The sequence below is a fragment of the Pseudomonas faucium genome (genome assembly GCF_021602585.1).
Taxonomy (GTDB): domain Bacteria; phylum Pseudomonadota; class Gammaproteobacteria; order Pseudomonadales; family Pseudomonadaceae; genus Aquipseudomonas; species Aquipseudomonas faucium.
The window spans coordinates 49,303-66,149 of sequence record NZ_BQIP01000010.1; the positions used below are offsets into that span (position 1 = coordinate 49,303).

Consider the following 16,847-nt stretch of genomic DNA (forward strand, 5'->3'; position numbering starts at 1 on the left):
GCCCAAGGTGGCATATACGCCAAGTGCCGCCATTAACATTGTGAATCTTATTTGTGCCCTTCCTGCAATCGGTGGGGTTGCGCATACACTGTGCGGGTACCCCTGCGCAAAGGAATCGCCATGCCCCATGACGCCTTCTGGCTGCCTGCCAGCGAGCACTGCAGCCTGTACGTGCACCAATGGCTGCCGGCCACGCCGGTGAAAGCCGTGGTGCTGCTGGCGCACGGCATGGCCGAGCACGCCGGGCGCTACCAGCGCCTGGGGCACGCCTTGAGCGACGCCGGCTACGCGCTGGTGGCCGCCGACCTGCGCGGCCACGGGCGCACCGCCGAGCTGGGCAGCCTCGGCCTGTTCGCCCGGCATCATGGCTGGAATGCCGTGGTCAACGACCTCGGCCTGCTGGCCCAGCACATCGGCCAGCAGTTTCCCTGCACCCCGCTGATCCTGTTCGGCCACAGCATGGGCAGCTACATCGCCCAGGCCTACCTGATGCACCACAGTGGCAGCGTGCACGGGGCCATCCTCAGCGGCTCGAACCTGCAGCCGCCGGCGCTGTACCGCGCGGCGCGCCTGATCGCCCGCCTGGAGGCCTGGCGCCAGGGCCCGACGGGCAAGAGCGCGCTGATCGACTGGCTGTCGTTCGGCTCCTTCAACAAAGCCTTCAAGCCCAACCGCACGGCGTTCGACTGGCTCAGCCGCGACCCGGCCGAGGTCGACCTGTACGTTGCCGACCCCTTGTGCGGCTTTCGCTGCAGCAACCAGCTGTGGCTGGACCTGCTCCAGGGCCTGGCGCAGATCAGCCAGCCTCGCAACCTGGCGCAGATCGACCCGAACCTGCCGTTGCTGGTGATGGGCGGTGAATGTGATCCGGTGAGTGCCGGCAAGCGTCTCACCCATCTGGCCGACGCCCTGCGCGCGACGGGCAATCGACATGTACAGCTGCGCGTCTATCCTCAGGCGCGGCACGAAGTGCTCAATGAACTCAACCGAGACGAGGTCACCGCCGATATCCTCGCCTGGCTGGAGCAGGCGCTGGCCCTTGGCCGCCCTGCCCGCAGTGAATGATAGCGGCCTCGTCCGTCCACCAAGGAAACGCCAATGACCCAGGTCACCAACACGCCTTACGAAGCTCTTGAAGTGGGCCAGACGGCCAGTTACGAAAAGTCCGTGCAAGAGCGCGACATCCAGCTGTTCGCCGCCATGTCCGGTGACCACAACCCGGTGCACCTGGACGCCGAGTTCGCGGCCAAGAGCATGTTCCGCGAGCGCATCGCCCATGGCATGTTCAGCGGCGCGCTGATCAGCGCCGCAGTGGCCTGCACCCTGCCTGGCCCTGGCACCATCTACCTGGGCCAGAAGATGAGCTTCCAGAAGCCGGTGAAAATCGGTGACACCCTGACCGTGCGCCTGGAAATCCTCGAGAAGCTGCCCAAGTTCAAGGTGCGCATCGCCACCAACGTGTACAACCAGAATGATGAGCTGGTAGTCGAGGGCGAGGCCGAGATCCTGGCGCCGCGCAAGCAGCAGACCGTCGAGCTGGTGTCGCCGCCGAACTTCGTCGCTAGCTGATTGCTTCAGTCTGCCCGCCCCCACAGAGAGACCACAGTTGCCACTTTCAGTGGTGTACCTGTGGGAGCCGGCTTGCCGGCGCTAGGGCGGTGACTGCCACCTCACTCCAGCGCCTGCAAGCGCTGCTCGATATGCCGCCGCTCGGGCCCCTGCCGGGTCAACGCCAGCGCCCGCCGCCAGGCCGCCCGCGCCTGCTCGACATTACCCAGCTGCTGATGCAGCTCGGCCCGCGCCGCATGCGCCAGGTGATAGTCGCTCAGCTCCCCAGCCTGCAGAATCGCCTCCACTTCCCGCAGCCCCGCCCGTGGCCCATCCCGCTTGGCCAGCGCCACCGCCCGGTTGAGCGCCACCACCGGTGAAGGCCAGTGCCGCTGCAGTACATCGTACAGCCCGACGATCTCGGCCCAGTCCGTCGCCTCTGCGCTCTGGGCTTCGGCATGCACTGCAGCGATCGCCGCCTGCACGGTGTAGGCACCGAACGCCCGACTGCCCAGCGCCAGGCGCACCAGCTCGCAACCTTCGCTGATCTGCTCGTGGTTCCACAGGCTGCGGTCCTGCTGGTCGAGCAGCACCAGGTTGCCTTCGGCATCGCTGCGCGCCCGCTGTCGCGATGCCTGCAGCAGCATCAGCGCCAGCAGGCCGACGGCTTCCGGGTCGGGCAACAGTTGCACCAGCAAACGCCCCAGGCGAATCGCCTCGTCGCTCAGCGCCTGCTGCAGCACCTGTTCGCCGGACGACGCCGAATAGCCCTCGTTGAACACCAGGTAGATCACCCGCAGCACGCTCTCCAGGCGTGGCGCCAGCTCGTGCATTTCCGGCACCTGGTAAGGAATGCGCGCATCGCGGATCTTGGCCTTGGCGCGCACGATGCGCTGGGCGATGGTCGCCGGGCTCTGCAGGAACGCCCGGGCGATCTGCTCGGTGGTCAGGTCGCACACCTCGCGCAGGGTCAGAGGCACCTGGGCATCGGCGGCCAGGGCCGGGTGGCAGCAGGTGAAGATCAGCCGCAGGCGGTCGTCGGCGAGCAGTTCTTCCTCGCTGGGGTCGGGTTGCTGGCCTTCGATGAGCATGATCAGGTCTGCCTGGGAGCGGTCGAAACGGGCGCGCCGGCGCAGGGCGTCGATGGCCTTGAAGCGGCCGGTCGACACCAGCCAGGCACGCGGGTTGGCCGGGATACCGTCGCGCTGCCAGCGCTCCACCGCGATGAAAAAGGCATCGTGCATCGCCTCCTCGGCCAGGTCGAAATCGCCCAGCAAGCGGATCAGCGTCGCCAGGATGCGCCGCGAGTCGCGCCGGTACACCGCCTCGACCTCGGCGCGCACGGCGCGTTCCTGCACCATCAGTCCGGCATCCGCTGGGTCACCACCTCCACCAGGCGGTCCAGGCTTTCTCCCCAGCCCTGGTGGAAGCCCATTTCCTCGTGGGCACGGCTGTCGGCGGCGTTCCAGTGCCAGGCACGGGCGGTGTAGCGGGTTTTGCCGTGCTCCTCGTCAAAGGTGATGACCGCCGTCATGAAGGCTTTGTCCGAGGGCACCCAACCTGGGCCGAAGGCGTCGGTGAACACCAGCCGGCGCGGCGCCGCAATTTCCAGGAACACGCCCTGGGTCGGGTACTCGGTGCCATCCGGCGCGCGCATCAAGGTCCGCAGCAGGCCACCGACCCACAGCTGCATCTCGCATTGCGGCGTGGTCATGCCGTGCGGCCCCCACCACTGCATCAGCCATTCGGGCTCGGTCCAGGCGCGGAACACCTTGGCGGGCGGGGCATCGATCAGGCGGCTGATGGACAATTCGTGCTGCGCTTGCGCAGGTTGGGCGAGGCTCATGCTGGTGGTTCTCCGTGGCTGTCAGGGTTGCAGGTCGCGCACTGGCCTCACTTCAACGCTGCCGACCCGTGCGGCGGGGATGCCCTTGGCGATGTTGATGGCCTCGTTGAGGTCGCGGGCATCGACCAGGTAAAAGCCGGCCAGTTGTTCCTTGGTTTCGGCGAACGGGCCGTCGGTCAGGCTCATGTGCCCGGCGCGCAGGCGCACCGTGGTGGCGGTCTGCACAGGCTTGAGCGCCTCGGCTGCGAGCATGCGCCCGGAGCCCTGCAGGCTTTCGGCGTAGGCCATGCATTCGGCGTCTTCCGGGCTGTCGGGCAGGCTGTGCAGCAGCCCTTCGTCACAATAGACCAGGCACAGGTATTTCATGGTCGTCTCCAGGGCATTGGCAAAGTGCGTTTGGCGATAGCGGATCAGGGCTTGAGATCGAACAGTGCTTTCTGTGTTTGCATGTCGAACGGTGCCGACCAGTGTTCGTGGATCACCTGCCACTGCCCGCCTGATTTGCGATAGCCCACGGTGGCGCGCATGAAGCCGCACTGGCTTTCGTCGTCCGACGGGCCGCAACGGTTGAGCCAGTGGGCCAGGGCCAGGTCGCCTTCGGCGTGAACAGTGAGCTCGGCCTGTTCGAACACCATGGGGCCGGTGCACAGGTTCATGCACATTTCCCAATGCGCCTGGTACACGGCCTTGCCCTTGAATTGCAGCGCCTGGATGGCATCGAAGGCGACGATGTCGTCGGCATAGGGGGCGACGATGGCCGGGATGTCGCGATCGCGCACGGCCTGCATCCAGCGCTCGATCAGTTGGCGAATTTCGCTTTCGGCTTGGGCGTTCATCGGGTTCTCTCCGAAATGGTGAGTGGCAGTGGCGTTCGCGCCGCCTTCACCACTGGTCGAACGCAGGGTCGGGAAATCGACAGGGGAGCATCGCCGGTCGATGGGCGGTGATCAGCGCACCGCCACCTGCCTGCCTACACCACCGGGCTGGCGAGGATGAATTCACGGTAGCCCGAAACGATCACGTACACCGCGAAGTAGCAGAAAATGGCCGCTGACAAGAGGTACGACCAGGTCAGCAAGCGCTCGCCCAGCAAACGCCCGCCGTGGCTGGCAATGCCGCACAAGCTCATGCACCAGACCAGCCCGGCGGCGAAGAAGCCGCCCAGAAACAACCCCGCATCCAGCAAGCTGCCGCCGCCAGAGCGGGATATCAAAACCCCACCCACCGCAGCGAACCACAAGATGGCGCTGGGCGATGACATCGCCAGGAAGATGCCCCGCAAGAACTCGCGCCAACCCGACTCCACCACCACCTCGGCACGTGCCTGCATGTGCCCACCCCGCCAGGCCGCCAGCAGCATCTTGATCGCGAACCAGACCAGCAACGCCGAGCCACCCAGCCACAAGGTCCAGCGCACGCTCTCGAACTGCAACAGCACGGTCATGCCGGCCAGCGCCGCGATGGCGTAGACCAGGTCACCGACGCAGGTGCCCAGGCCGAGCCAGAAGCCCTGGAGGAAGCCGCGCTGCATGGCCAGGGTAATCATGGCGATGTTGGCGATACCAATATCGAGGCACAACGACAGGCTGAGGAGAAAACCGTTGGAGAAAGGCATTGAGTACTCGTGGCTGGCCAATGACGCGCGGTAGAGCCTGCCACGAGTGAACATTGCATGGGAAGCGAGGTGTTCGGTCAGGCGAAGGCGGCCTGCTCGAACACCTCGTCCGCCCACTGATTCAGGCTTTTGCCAGCAGCACGCGCGGCGATGCTGGCGGCCGCATGCACTTCCGGACGGATACGCAGCATGACCTTGCCTGATGCAGGCTTTTCAGGGGTGATGCCCTGCTCGGCGCAGTCGGCCAGGTAGTCCTCCAGCGCCTGGTGGAAAGCCTCATGCAACTGGGGAACAGAGCTTGCGTGAAAACTGATGATGTCGCGCATGCCGAGCACCCGGCCGACAAAAATGTCGTCACGGTCATCGTATTCGATACGGGCGGCATAGCCCTTGTAGCGCATGCAACTCATAAGCTGACTCCTGCCCGCAGCAAGAATTCGCGGGCCTCTTCGATCTGATACCGCTTGGCTTCCTTGCCTGGATGAGGGCGATGGCATCTCCAGCACTGCCCGCCAAGCGTCAGCTTGACCCTTGAGCCTTGCCGCTCGTGCACTTGCCCTCCGAGATGAACAATGAGCGCTTCAACCTCGGAAAAGGCCAGTGACGTCGTGGTGGGCGTCCGGTGGATCGCATCGAGGATCTTTCGGTATCGAGTGTTCATGGAAAGATGCTATCAAAATAAGATAGCACTCTTTCCATAATATCCATTCAGGATTTTTCATCTGCCGCCAGCACCTGCGCATAACGCGCACGGTCCACATTGGCCCCGCTCAGCACCACCGCCACCCGCTTGCCCTGTTGCCGCTCGCGCTCCTGCATCAACGCCGCCAGCGCTGCAGCCCCCGCCCCTTCGGCGGTGTTATGGGTCGCCTCGTGGTACTGGCGCATGGCCTCGGCGACCTCGCCGTCGGTAACCCGCACGATCCGCGCCGCATGCTGGCGAACCAGGGCGAAGGCATCGGGGTGCGGCACCCGGCAGGCCATGCCATCGGCGAAGGTCTCGGCGGTGCGGGTGGTGACGATGCGCCCTTGCTCGAAACTCTGCGCGTAGGCATCGGCTGCGCTGGAGACAACACCCACGATCTCGGTGTTCAGCCCCAGCAGGTTGCGCGCCTGGATCAGCCCGCAGATGCCCGAGCCCATGCCAATCGGCACGTAGACGCAATCAAGGTCTTGCACGGCTTCGAACAGCTCCAGGGCATAGGTGGCCACACCCCGCACCAGTTCCGGGTGGAACGAGGGCACCATGGCATAGCCGCGCTCCTCCGCCAACCGCGCAGCTTCCTCGCGGGCCACATCGAAATCCACCCCGTACTCCACCAATTCGGCCCCAAGTGCGCGCATGGCGGCGTTCTTCTCTTTCGAGTTGCCTTCGGGCACCACGATCACCAGCGGCACACCCGCCTGGCGCGCGGCCAGGGCCATGCTCTGGCCGTGGTTGCCACGGGTGGCGGTGACCAGCCCGCGGGGCGGCTTGCCCGCGGCCAGCAGCGAGCGCACGTAGACCAGGCCGCCACGCACCTTGAACGCGCCGGTGGGCGCATGGTTCTCGTGCTTGACCCACACCTCGCAGCCCAGCCGATCGGCCAGCAGGGGCCAGCGGTATTGGGGCGTAGCAGGCACGTGCTGGTGAACGAATGCAGCGGCTTCACGCAGGGCGGCAAGGTCGAACATGGCGGTCATCCTTTATCGGTACGGGGTTGAACCGATCCTAGGCGCCGGGCATTGTATGGGTAAATCCTTATATTGCATGGGTAGCAATTTCATGTGGATGCCAGAACTGGCCGACGACGGCCAGCCGCGCTACCTGGCGCTGGTCGATGCCATCGCCAGCGCCATCGAAACGGGCGCTTTGAAGGTCGGTGAGCGCCTGCCGCCCCAACGCCGCCTGGCCTGGAAGCTTGGGCTCAACCCCAGCACCACCCAGCAGGCCTATCGCGAGGCAGCGGCCCGGCACCTGGTGGCGGGCGAGGTCGGGCGCGGCACCTATGTGCTGGCCGGCAGCCGCGAAGCCACGCTGTTTCGCCTGAAGCGGCACGACAGCCTGGGCGCGCTGATCGACCTGTCGACCAACGTGCCGGTGGCCGACCCAGCCAACCAGGACCTCGAGGCAAGCCTGCAGGCCTTGCTCGCCCAGGGCCAGACGCACCTGCTCGACCATTACCTGGGCCCGCAGCAACTGCTGCTCGGCCGCCTGCAGGGCGCGCGCTGGCTGAGCAACCGCGGGCTGGCGCTGTCGGCGGAACAGCTGCTGCTCTGCGGCGGCGCCCAGCACGCCCTGACCCTGCTGCTGCAGTCGTTTTGCCAGGCCGGCGAGCCGGTGCTGCTCGAAGCCTTGACCGCGCCCGGCATCAAGGCCGCCTGCCGGCAACTGCGCCTGCCGGTACATGGTGTGGCGCTGGATGCCCAGGGCCTGCTGCCGCAGGAGCTGGACCGGGTAGCGCGGGCCAGCGGCGCGCGGGTATTGGTGACCACCCCTGCCCTGCACAACCCTACCGGCGCCTGCATGGGCGAGGCACGCCGCCAGGCCATCGCCGAGGTGGCACGGCGCCTGGGGCTGCTGGTGATCGAGGACGATGTGTACGGCGCGCTCAGCGAGCACGCGCCGCTGTATCCGCTGCTGGGCGAGCGCGGCATGCTGATCAGCAGCCTGTCCAAGACAGTGGCTGCGGGGTTGCGCCTGGGCTGGATCGTGGCAAGCCCTGGCCTGCTGGAGCAGGTCGACCCGCATGCCGGGGCCAGCCATTGGCCGGTGTCGCCGTTGAACCTGCAGGTCGCTTGCCAGTGGATCGAGGACGGCACTGCGGCGCGGCGCCTGGCCTGGCAGCGCGAGGAAGTCGGCGTGCGCTGGCGCCTGGCGCGCAGCCTGTTGGGCGAGGCGCTGCAGAACGCCAGCGAACCTTCGCCGCATGTGTGGGTGGCGGCTGCGCGGGGGGCTGACAGGGTCGTGGCGCAGTGCCGGGCGCAGGGGGTGGAGGTAGTGCCGGCGAGTGTGTTCGCCATTGGTGCCAGCGAGGTGCAGGCGGTGCGCATCAGCCTGTCGGCGGCGCAGAGTCGGGCGGAGTTGAAGCGGGGGTTGGAAGTGGTGCGGCAGGTATTGGCAGGCCCCCCACATTGAAAGCTGTGGGAGCCGGCTTGCCGGCTCCCACAAGGGGATTGGGTCAGCTTTTACAGATCGAATCAATCAACCCTGCTGGCAACCTTCGCCCATGGCGCGGTACTGGATGGTGTGCACTTGGCCTTGATGGTCTTCATAGGTCATGGTCGCAGGCACCACTTCGCAGACATTGGGGATGGTCGACAGGTTGATCACCCGTTTGATGTCCAGGTTCATGGAATAGTCATACTGCTGGGCCACAGGCTCGCTGGAGACGGGCTTGGCCTCATCCGCCAGGGCGAGCGAGGACATACCGACCAGTGCAAGAATCAGTAATGGTTTCATGGTGTTGGGCCTTCAAAGCAATCAAGCTGATCGATTGACTTCATATGCCGTCATTGGCGCGGAGAAGTTGTCATCGACTGCGAAGATGACACGAAGTACCGATCCCGCTTCGTCGTACTGCCAGGGGGGATGGTTGAAATTCTACTCCCCGATCGGAATAGTTGAACCCCGACGTCGGACATTCACCCTTGTAGAATTTGCAACAATCTGCAACAAAAAACGCCTGAAAACACCGCCACAGAGCTTCTGCCACGAGTTTCCGGAATGTCCATGACTGCGCTGCACTGCACCCAATTGATCGGCCCCGAGCGCCGCCTGCTCGATCATTTCTACCGCCAGCATGGTTCACGCATGCGTGCAGACAATGAAGGGCAGCTGTGGGTGGCACGGGCCACGGCCATCGTCGCTGGCCTGAGCCTCAGGCCCGTGGAGAGCGGCCATTGGCTCAGCGGCCTGTTCGTCGCCCCGACACAACGGGGCCAGGGCGTGGCCGGGCAGTTGGTCAACGCTGCATTGGCAGAGGCCTGTGGCAGTACGTGGCTGTTCTGCCACCCCGACCTTGCCGGGCTGTATGAGCGCCTGGGTTTCGAACCCGCCACAAGCCTGCCGCAAAGCCTGGCAAGCCGCCTGCTGCGCTACCAGCGCAGCAAGCCACTCATTGCCCTGGTGCGGGCTCAGTCGTCGCTGGCATCGAGCCCTGGGAACAGCACCTCGGTGTAGCCGAACTTGGCGAAGTCCTGAATGCGCGAAGGGTACAGCCGACCGATCAGGTGGTCGCACTCGTGCTGCACCACGCGCGCATGGAAGCCGTCGGCAAAGCGGTTGACCGGGTTGCCCTGCGGGTCGATGCCGGTATAGCTGATGTGCTTGTAGCGCGGCACCACACCGCGCAGGCCGGGGACGGACAGGCAGCCCTCCCAGCCATCCTCGACTTCGCTGGTCAGCGGGGTGATCACCGGGTTGATCAGGATGGTCTGCGGCACGGCCTCGGCATCCGGGTAACGCTCGCTGCGCTCGAAGCCGAAGATCACCAACTGCAGGTCGATGCCGATCTGCGGCGCCGCCAGCCCTACCCCGCCGACATGGCGCATGGTCTCGAACATGTCGTCGATCAGCTGTTGCAGCTCGGCACTGCCGATCAGGTGGTCGGGTACCGCTGGGGCGATGCGCAGCAAGCGCTCGTCGCCCATCTTGAGGATGTCACGGATCATCGCGGGTTCGGCTCGGACGGTTGGGGCTCGGCAGGATGCTCATGGCCGAGCACGGTCAGGTTTTCCTTGGCCTGGGTGCCCTCGAAATCCTTCTCGCCGGGGTTCTTGCCCTCGGCCGACATGTGCTCGATCACGGCGTTCATTTCAGCGCCCAGTAGCAACACGGCCGCGGAGATGTAGAAATACAGCAAAAGCACGATGATTGCACCGATGCTGCCGTACATCGCGTTGTAGTCGGCAAAGGTCTTCACGTAATAGGCAAAGCCGAGCGAGGCGATGATCCAGACCACCACCGCCAGCACCGAACCTGGGGTGATAAAGCGAAACTTCTGTTTCACATCGGGCATCACGTAGTAGATCAACGCCACCGCCACCATCATCAGGATGATGATCGCCGGCCAGCGCAGGATGGTCCACACGGTGACCACCACCTCCTGCATGCCGACTTGTGCGGCGATCCACTCCATCACCTGCGGCCCCAGCACCATCAGTGCCGCGGTCGACAGCAGCATACCGGCGATGCCGATGGTGTAGAAGATCGACAGCGGGATGCGCTTCCATACCGGGCGCCCCTCGGGCACGTCGTAGGCGGCGTTCATGGCGCTCATCATCAGGCGCACGCCGGCCGAGGCGGTCCACAGCGCGATCACGATACCCACTGAAAGCAGGCCGCCCTTGGACTGCTGCAACTGGTCGATGACGGGGTTGACCTGTTCCAGCGCCTGGGGCGGCAGCACCAGCTCCGATTGCAGGCGCAACCAGGAGAAGAAGTCCGGCAGGTGCAAAAAGCCGATCAAGGCGATCAGAAACAGCAGGAACGGGAACAGCGAAAACAGCATCTGGTAGGCCAGCGCTGAGGCATAGGTGGACATCTCGTCGTCGAGAAATTCCTGGACGGTGCGTACCAGCACGCGGTGCAAGGGCAGGCCGCGCAGGTCGGGGAAAATCATAGCGTCTCCTTTCGCCGCTTGATCAATACAACAGGCAAGTCTAATAGACCACGCGACTGATGTACCGCTCCCTACCATAGTTGAAGAATTTGCCTGCCTGAAACTGTGCCGGCCTCCACACAGGGAGGCCGGCCAGTCAGTTCACCATCAAGGCTTTTTCACGGCGTCCTTGACGTTGCCCTTGATCTGCTGCGCCTCGCCCTTGAGTTCCTGGGCCTTGCCTTCGGCGCGCAGCTTGTCGTTGTCGGTCACCTTGCCGACACCCTGCTTGATGTTGCCGACAGCTTCATTGGCCAAGCCTTTTGCTTTGTCTTTAGTGCCGCTCATGGCAAATCTCCTGCAAATGGAGACACGGGGTCCGTGTCGACATTGGGTGGACCGGGGCACCTGCCCAGGAGTTTCAAACAATTTGCAGCGCTCAAGCCGAGCGGTAATTCTGCGGGCGAATACCGCACCGAATCAGCCCCAGGCCGCTGCATAAGCTCAGGCAGCTGCCTAGAATCGCGGCAAACGGCAGCCCCAAGCAGGTTGCCCTCGATAAAAACAACAGTTTTCGGAAACCCCGCACCCATGCGCCTCATGCCTTTGCTCGCGGCCCTGCTGCCGCTGTTGCCCCTGCCTGCACTCGCCGCCGCACCGGCCAGTGACACCTTGCGGGTGGACCGCTATGAAGACGATGGCCAACCCGGCACCCTGCGCTGGGCAATCGAAACCAGCAACCTGCACCCCGGCCAGTACCGCATCGAAATCGCCGCCGTCGGCAAGGCCCCGTATGTCATCCGCCCGACGCACGCCCTGCCGGAAATCAAGGGCCCGGTGCGCATCACCGGCCTGCCCTGGGCGCGAGAGGGGCAGTACGTCGCCATCGACGGCTCCGGCTACATCAAGGACCAGGGTGTGCGCACCTGCCCCGGCGCCCTGCCCGGCCAGTTCGGCACCAACGTGCGCACCACCACCCATCCCGGGCTGGTGCTGCGTGATACCCAGGGCGTGCAGTTGAGCGGCCTTGAGGTGCGCAATTTCTGCATCGGCATCCTGGTCAACCGGGCCAGTGGCAACGTCATCGAAGACAACCGCATCGTCGCCAACAAGGGCGGTGCCGGCATCATGCTCACCGGCGACGACGGCGCCGGCAACCCCACCGCCACCACCACGGTCAACAACAAGGTGCTGCGCAACCAGCTCATCGACAACGGCGATGGCCTGGAGCTGACCCGCGGCGCGGCGTTCAACCTGGTGGCCGACAACCTGTTCCGCTCCACCGCCGCCAACCCCGAGCCCTCCCAGGGCATCGAGATCCTGCTGGGCAACGACAACACGGTGGTGCGCAACCGCTTCGAGAATTACTCCGATGGCCTGCAGATCAACTGGGGCAAGCGCAACTACCTGGGTGCCAACACCTTCAGTGGCAACTCGATCGGCGTCAGCGTGACCGGCGAAGGCAACATCCTCGACGGCAACCAGATCCACGGCAATCGCATCGGTGTGGCCCTGCGCCCGGAACCGGAGGTCACCGCCACGCGCCTGACGGGCAACCGCATCTGGGGCAACAGCCAGGACATTCGCCGCTGCGAGGCAGGCGGCTCGTGCGTGGCCAAACAGCGTACCGGCGCCATCGTCTTTGGCGTGCCGGCCCAGGCGCATGCCCTGTATGTCGGCTCGCGCGGGGTCGGGGCAGAGTTGCCGGAGAAAGACCAGGCGGCCATCTGCGATGCCCAGGGCGAGCCCAAGCCGTGCCAGCCGCTGCCTAACCAAAATCAGCAGCCGCCACGGTTGCTGGCGCTGGACGGCGAGGTGCTGCGCGGCGAGGTGAACGGGCCGGCGTCGAGCCTGTTGCGGGTCGAGGTGTTTGGCAATGCCCAGGCCCAGGGCAGCGAGGCCGAGCAGTATCTGGGGGAAGTGCTGGTGAACAGCGATGAGCAAGGGCGGGCGCGGTTTGCCCAGCCTTTGCAGGGGGCTGCAGGGTTGCACAGTTTTACCGCGACCGTGACCACGGCCGATGGCGCGACTTCCGAGTTGAGCCTGCCGGTTCGTCGCTGAGGCTGCCGGCCCAATCGCCGGCAAGCCGGCTCCTACAGGCGATTGGGCCAGCAAAGGTTGCCCCGCTACCCGCCACCCCTCACAATGCAGCCCTTATCAAGCGTCAACCCGCAGGAACCTGCATGAAACTCGACAAACCCGCCGCCATCGCCCGGCGCAACCAGGCGCTGGCCAACCCGGTGCTCAGCAGCGCCAACACCTTGTTCGCCATCCTCGACCGCAAACGCAACCTGTGGTGGTTCGATGTACCGGTGGCACTGCTGCGCAAAGGCCAGCCAGACTGGGTCAACCTGCTGCTGCACACCCCCGAGACCGACCAGTTGCAGCACCTCAAGGTGCCCACCAACTTCCTCAAGGCTCACCAGGAGCAGATGGAAGTGCGCAACCCCGGCAAGCGCCGCTCGACCATCAGCCTGGCGCTGAGCGCCGACCGCGACTCGCTGCTGCGCGACACCCGCCCGGGTGGCGAGCAGCTCGACTTCAAGCCGTTCGTGCAGGCCTGATTTCAGGCCCGCTCGATGCGATCGTCATGGATGACGATGCGGCCTTGCTTGAACAACGCACCAATCGCCTTCTTGAAGTTGCCCTTGCTGACATTGAACATGCGGCTGATCACTTCCGGGTCGCTCTTGTCGCACACCGGCAACACCCCACCCTCAGCTTCCAGGCGCGCCATGATCTGCTCATGCAGGCCTTCGGACAGTGCCTGGCCGACCGGCTGCAGGCTCAGGGCAATCTTGCCGTCATGGCGCACTTCCTTGATGTAGCCCTTCTCGTGCATGCCCGAGCGCAGGAACTTGAACACTTCGTTCTTGTGGATCAGGCCCCAGTGGCGGTTGTTGATGATCGCCTTGAAGCCCATGGGCGTCTGCCCGGCCACCAGCAGTTCGACCGGCTGGCCGATCGGGTAGTCGGCCGGGGTGCGGTCCAGGTAGCGGTCCAGGCGTGAAGTGGCGGTGATGCGCCGGGTGCGTTTGTCGAGGTAGACGTGCACCACGCAGTAATCGCCGACCTTCAGCGGCCGCGCCTCTTCCGAATACGGCATCAGCAGGTCCTTGGACAGGCCCCAGTCGAGGAAGATGCCGGCACCGTTGATGTCCTTGACCTTGAGGCTGGCGAATTCGCCGACCTGCACCTTGGGCTTCTCGGTGGTGGCGATCAGCTGGTCTTCGCTGTCCAGGTAGATGAACACGTTCAGCCAGTCGTCGATCTCGGTTTCGGCGTCCTTCGGGATGTAGCGCCCGGGCAGCAGGATCTCGCCGTCGGCGCCGCCATCCAGGTACAGGCCGAAGTCCACGTGTTTCACGATTTGCAAACTGTTGTAACGCCCAAGCAGAGCCATTTCCGATGTTCCTCAAGACAAGGCGGCTATTCTACACCTGAAGCCCGCACGCTGCCCCACCGCTGATTTGGCGGAACCGTCCGCGCGGCCCTTGCGTCTACCGAGTGGCCAGCCACTGCAAGGATCAGCACATGCCTCTACGCCTGTCCAAAGCCCTGCTCATCGCCTTCGGCTTCGCCCTGGCCCTGGCGGCCTGCAGCCGCATCGACCTGGCCTACCGCAACCTCGACCGGCTGGTGCCCTGGTCGCTGGACGACTACCTGGCGATGAACCGCGAGCAGAAGGCACTGCTCGACGAACGGCTCAAGCAGCACCTGGCCTGGCACTGCCAGACGCAACTGCCCGGCTACCTCGACTGGCTGGACCGGGTACGCGACATGCTGGCCGAGGACCAGGTCACCGACCAGGCCCTGCAGCAGCGCACGGCCGAAGCCCGCCAGGCGATTGGCCGGGTCGCCGAGCAGATCACCCCCTCGGCCACCGAGCTGCTGCGGGGCATGAGCGATGCCCAGGTGGCGAAAATGCGCGAAGCCTTCCGCGAAGACATCAGCGAGCGCCAGAAGCAATACGCCGATACCCCGCTGCCCAAGCAGATCACCCGCCGCGCCGAACGCATGGAAAAACGCCTGGCGCCCTGGTTCGGCGAGCTCTCCGCCGCCCAGCGCCTGCGGGTGCTGAGCTGGTCACAGGCGCTGGGCGACCAGAACCGCGAGTCGATCGCCAACCGCGCCCATTGGCAGCAGCAGTTGCTGTTGGCCATGAACCAGCGCGGCGAGCAAAGCTTCGAGCCACGCCTGGCGCAACTGCTGCAGCGCAAGGAAAGCCTGTGGACGCCGGAGTACCGCATCGCCTTCCAGAACAGCGAACAGCAAGCGCGCAGCCTGCTCATCGACCTGGTGCACCAGAGCACGCCGGCCCAGCGCCAGTTCCTGCAGGGCCAGCTGGCCAAGGTGCGCACCGATTTCAGCGAGCTCAAGTGCTTGAAGGGATGAGCAGTTGTATCACCGCCCCTTGCGTCGATAAGGGAACACATCGATCACCTTGCCCTGGCGAATCGTCTCCTGCAGCCCCTTCCAGTAATCGGCGTCATACAACTCGCCGTGCAAGCGGCTGAACAACCGCCGCTGGCCGATATCGGCAAACAGGAACGGCGGAAACTCCTCGGGAAACACATCATGCGGCCCGATCGAATACCACGGCTCGCCCGACATCTCGTCCTCCGGGTAGCGCGGCGGCGGGATATGGCGGAAGTTCACCTCGGTCAGGTAGCTGATCTCGTCATAGTCGTAGAACACCACCCGGCCATGCCGGGTAACGCCAAAGTTCTTCAGCAGCATGTCGCCCGGGAAGATGTTCGCCGCCGCCAGCTGCTTGATGGCCAGGCCGTAGTCTTCCAGTGCTTCGAGCACCTGGGCTTCGCTGGCCTGCTCCAGGTACAGGTTGAGCGGCACCATGCGCCGCTCCGTCCAGCAGTGGCGGATCAGCACCGTGTCGCCTTCCAGGGCCACGGTGGACGGTGCCACTTCCAGCAATTCGGCCAGGCACTCGGCCTCGAACTTGCCACGCGGGAAGCGAAAGTCGGCGAACTCCTGGGTATCGGCCATGCGCCCTACCCGGTCGACACTCTTCACCAGGCGGTACTTGTCGATCACCGTGGCGCGGTCGACGGTCTTGGACGGTGAAAAGCGGTCTTTGATGATCTTGAACACGGTGTTGAAGCCCGGCAGGGTGAACACGCTCATGACCATGCCACGCACCCCGGGGGCCATGACGAAGCGGTCGTCGCTGCTGGCCAGGTGGTTGATCAGCGCCCGGTAGAACTCCGACTTGCCATGCTTGTAGAAGCCGATCGAGGTGTACAGTTCGGCGATGTGCTTGCCCGGCAGGATGCGCTTGAGGAAGTTGACGAACTCCGCCGGCACCGGCACATCGACCATGAAATACGAGCGGGTGAAGGAGAAGATGATCGACACCTCGGCCTCGTCGGTGATCAACGCGTCGGCCTCGATGCCATGGCCCTCGCGGTGCAGCAGGGGGATCACCAGCGGCCACTGCTCGTCGGCGTTGTACAGCCGCCCGACCAGGTAGGCGCCCTTGTTGCGGTACAGCACCGGCACGAACAGTTCCACGGCCAGCGCCGGGTCCTTGCACACCCAGTCCGGCAGGCACTCGCGCAATTGCTCTTCGAGGCGCGACAGGTCGCCTTCAAGGTCACCGTAGGCGAACGCATGGTCGGCGAAAATCGCCCGCAGCAGGCCCTTGAGGCTGCCATCGAGGCGGTAGGTGCGGGTTTGCGCAGCCCGCTCGCGCCCGCGCATCGAGGGCCGCGTGGTGTGGATGAACATGCAGCCGTCGCTGATCTGGTCGTGGCTGAACAGGCTGCAGAACAGCGAGTTGTACCAGGTTTCCGCCAGTTCATCGTCCAGGCGCGGGTCGATCAGGCCGATGTAGGCGCTTTTCACCAACGGCCATTGCGCCACCTGCAGCAGCACCTCGTCCTCGAAGCCATCGCGCAGCCAACTGTTGACCTCGCCGACCTTGCGTTCATAGAGGTTGATCCGCGCAGCCGCCGCGCGCTGGCTCTCCTGCCAGCGCGCCTGCGCGAAGCGCTCGCGGGCGCCGAGGGTGATGCGGCGAAAGTGTTCGCGGTAGTCGTCGAAGCCATCGAGGATCATCCGGGCGATTTCGCCGGCAGGCCAGTGCTCGGTCATGCAAGGCATCTCGGTGCAGGTTGAGATAGACAGCTTAGCCGGCCCCGGCATTTCGCGATGCCCCATCGCCGGCAAGCCGGCTCCCACAGGCCCGCGCAGATTCACACAGCAAGAAAGCACAAGAACCCATCCCGCCACGTCG

21 protein-coding genes are annotated in these 16,847 nt (G+C 64.9%); 7 read left to right on the plus strand and 14 right to left on the minus strand.

What is annotated here, in order from left to right; all coding sequences use genetic code 11:
- The first annotated feature begins 120 nt into the window (after positions 1 to 120).
- Entirely contained in the window at positions 121 to 1,065 is a 945-nt protein-coding gene (locus L6D75_RS13695) for an alpha/beta hydrolase (protein WP_176517819.1), read from the plus strand.
- Between the two features lie 33 nt (positions 1,066 to 1,098).
- Positions 1,099 to 1,569 (plus strand): MaoC family dehydratase, encoded by a 471-nt coding sequence (locus L6D75_RS13700; RefSeq protein ID WP_176517820.1) that lies wholly within the window; start codon positions 1,099 to 1,101, stop codon positions 1,567 to 1,569.
- Positions 1,570 to 1,670: 101 nt separating this feature from the next.
- On the opposite strand, the gene L6D75_RS13705 is transcribed toward L6D75_RS13700, so the two are convergent.
- The 8 genes from L6D75_RS13705 to L6D75_RS13740 form a co-directional block, all read right to left on the minus strand.
- Complete coding sequence (locus L6D75_RS13705; RefSeq protein ID WP_176517821.1) at positions 1,671 to 2,909, minus strand: RNA polymerase sigma factor; 1,239 nt, start codon at positions 2,907 to 2,909, stop codon at positions 1,671 to 1,673.
- Complete coding sequence (locus L6D75_RS13710) at positions 2,909 to 3,394, minus strand: SRPBCC family protein (protein WP_176517822.1); 486 nt, start codon at positions 3,392 to 3,394, stop codon at positions 2,909 to 2,911. Before L6D75_RS13710 ends, L6D75_RS13705 begins: the two co-directional genes overlap by 1 nt.
- A 21-nt stretch (positions 3,395 to 3,415) precedes the next feature.
- Positions 3,416 to 3,760: a YciI family protein gene (locus L6D75_RS13715; protein WP_176517823.1), complete on the minus strand. Its 345-nt coding sequence runs from the start codon at positions 3,758 to 3,760 to the stop codon at positions 3,416 to 3,418.
- Positions 3,761 to 3,804: 44 nt separating this feature from the next.
- The gene (locus L6D75_RS13720; protein WP_176517824.1) at positions 3,805 to 4,230 is read right to left on the minus strand and encodes a YybH family protein; all 426 of its coding nucleotides are present in this window, start codon (positions 4,228 to 4,230) and stop codon (positions 3,805 to 3,807) included.
- Positions 4,231 to 4,364: 134 nt separating this feature from the next.
- The gene (locus tag L6D75_RS13725; RefSeq protein WP_176517825.1) at positions 4,365 to 5,009 is read right to left on the minus strand and encodes a LysE family translocator; all 645 of its coding nucleotides are present in this window, start codon (positions 5,007 to 5,009) and stop codon (positions 4,365 to 4,367) included.
- Between the two features lie 77 nt (positions 5,010 to 5,086).
- The gene (locus tag L6D75_RS13730) at positions 5,087 to 5,419 is read right to left on the minus strand and encodes a type II toxin-antitoxin system HicB family antitoxin (protein ID WP_176517826.1); all 333 of its coding nucleotides are present in this window, start codon (positions 5,417 to 5,419) and stop codon (positions 5,087 to 5,089) included.
- Positions 5,416 to 5,670 carry a type II toxin-antitoxin system HicA family toxin gene (locus L6D75_RS13735; RefSeq protein WP_176517827.1) on the minus strand — a complete coding sequence of 85 codons (255 nt, stop codon included), beginning with the start codon at positions 5,668 to 5,670 and terminating at the stop codon, positions 5,416 to 5,418. The genes L6D75_RS13730 and L6D75_RS13735 overlap by 4 nt, the downstream gene beginning before the upstream one ends.
- Positions 5,671 to 5,717: 47 nt before the next feature.
- Positions 5,718 to 6,683: a threonine dehydratase gene (locus tag L6D75_RS13740; protein WP_176517828.1), complete on the minus strand. Its 966-nt coding sequence runs from the start codon at positions 6,681 to 6,683 to the stop codon at positions 5,718 to 5,720.
- A gap of 91 nt (positions 6,684 to 6,774) precedes the next feature.
- On the opposite strand from L6D75_RS13740, the gene L6D75_RS13745 reads away from it, so the two are divergent.
- The gene (locus L6D75_RS13745; protein ID WP_176517829.1) at positions 6,775 to 8,127 is read left to right on the plus strand and encodes an aminotransferase-like domain-containing protein; all 1,353 of its coding nucleotides are present in this window, start codon (positions 6,775 to 6,777) and stop codon (positions 8,125 to 8,127) included.
- A 66-nt stretch (positions 8,128 to 8,193) separates the two neighbouring features.
- Here L6D75_RS13745 and L6D75_RS13750 read toward each other — a convergent pair whose 3' ends face one another.
- Positions 8,194 to 8,451 (minus strand): DUF2790 domain-containing protein, encoded by a 258-nt coding sequence (locus tag L6D75_RS13750; protein ID WP_176517830.1) that lies wholly within the window; start codon positions 8,449 to 8,451, stop codon positions 8,194 to 8,196.
- Between the two features lie 270 nt (positions 8,452 to 8,721).
- On the opposite strand from L6D75_RS13750, the gene L6D75_RS13755 reads away from it, so the two are divergent.
- Positions 8,722 to 9,171, plus strand: a complete 450-nt coding sequence (locus L6D75_RS13755) for a GNAT family N-acetyltransferase (RefSeq protein ID WP_176517847.1) — start codon at positions 8,722 to 8,724, stop codon at positions 9,169 to 9,171.
- Here the strand turns inward: L6D75_RS13755 and def are convergent.
- The 3 genes from def to L6D75_RS13770 form a co-directional block, all read right to left on the minus strand.
- Positions 9,126 to 9,662, minus strand: a complete 537-nt coding sequence (gene def / locus L6D75_RS13760; RefSeq protein ID WP_176517831.1) for a peptide deformylase — start codon at positions 9,660 to 9,662, stop codon at positions 9,126 to 9,128. The genes L6D75_RS13755 and def overlap by 46 nt on opposite strands.
- Positions 9,659 to 10,612, minus strand: a complete 954-nt coding sequence (locus tag L6D75_RS13765; RefSeq protein WP_176517832.1) for a YihY/virulence factor BrkB family protein — start codon at positions 10,610 to 10,612, stop codon at positions 9,659 to 9,661. The genes def and L6D75_RS13765 overlap by 4 nt, the downstream gene beginning before the upstream one ends.
- 147 nt (positions 10,613 to 10,759) lie before the next feature.
- Entirely contained in the window at positions 10,760 to 10,939 is a 180-nt protein-coding gene (locus L6D75_RS13770; protein WP_016711918.1) for a CsbD family protein, read from the minus strand.
- 243 nt (positions 10,940 to 11,182) lie between these two features.
- On the opposite strand from L6D75_RS13770, the gene L6D75_RS13775 reads away from it, so the two are divergent.
- Positions 11,183 to 12,652 carry a right-handed parallel beta-helix repeat-containing protein gene (locus tag L6D75_RS13775; RefSeq protein WP_176517833.1) on the plus strand — a complete coding sequence of 490 codons (1,470 nt, stop codon included), beginning with the start codon at positions 11,183 to 11,185 and terminating at the stop codon, positions 12,650 to 12,652.
- Between the two features lie 122 nt (positions 12,653 to 12,774).
- Complete coding sequence (locus L6D75_RS13780; protein WP_176517834.1) at positions 12,775 to 13,155, plus strand: hypothetical protein; 381 nt, start codon at positions 12,775 to 12,777, stop codon at positions 13,153 to 13,155.
- A 2-nt stretch (positions 13,156 to 13,157) separates the two neighbouring features.
- Here the strand turns inward: L6D75_RS13780 and L6D75_RS13785 are convergent, their stop codons facing one another.
- Positions 13,158 to 13,994: a CvfB family protein gene (locus L6D75_RS13785; RefSeq protein WP_176517835.1), complete on the minus strand. Its 837-nt coding sequence runs from the start codon at positions 13,992 to 13,994 to the stop codon at positions 13,158 to 13,160.
- A 131-nt stretch (positions 13,995 to 14,125) separates the two neighbouring features.
- On the opposite strand from L6D75_RS13785, the gene L6D75_RS13790 reads away from it, so the two are divergent.
- Entirely contained in the window at positions 14,126 to 14,986 is an 861-nt protein-coding gene (locus tag L6D75_RS13790; RefSeq protein ID WP_176517836.1) for a DUF6279 family lipoprotein, read from the plus strand.
- 9 nt (positions 14,987 to 14,995) lie between these two features.
- On the opposite strand, the gene aceK is transcribed toward L6D75_RS13790, so the two are convergent.
- A complete protein-coding gene (gene aceK / locus L6D75_RS13795) occupies positions 14,996 to 16,705 on the minus strand; it encodes a bifunctional isocitrate dehydrogenase kinase/phosphatase (RefSeq protein WP_176517837.1) in 1,710 nt (569 codons plus the stop codon).
- Positions 16,706 to 16,847: the final 142 nt, after the last annotated feature.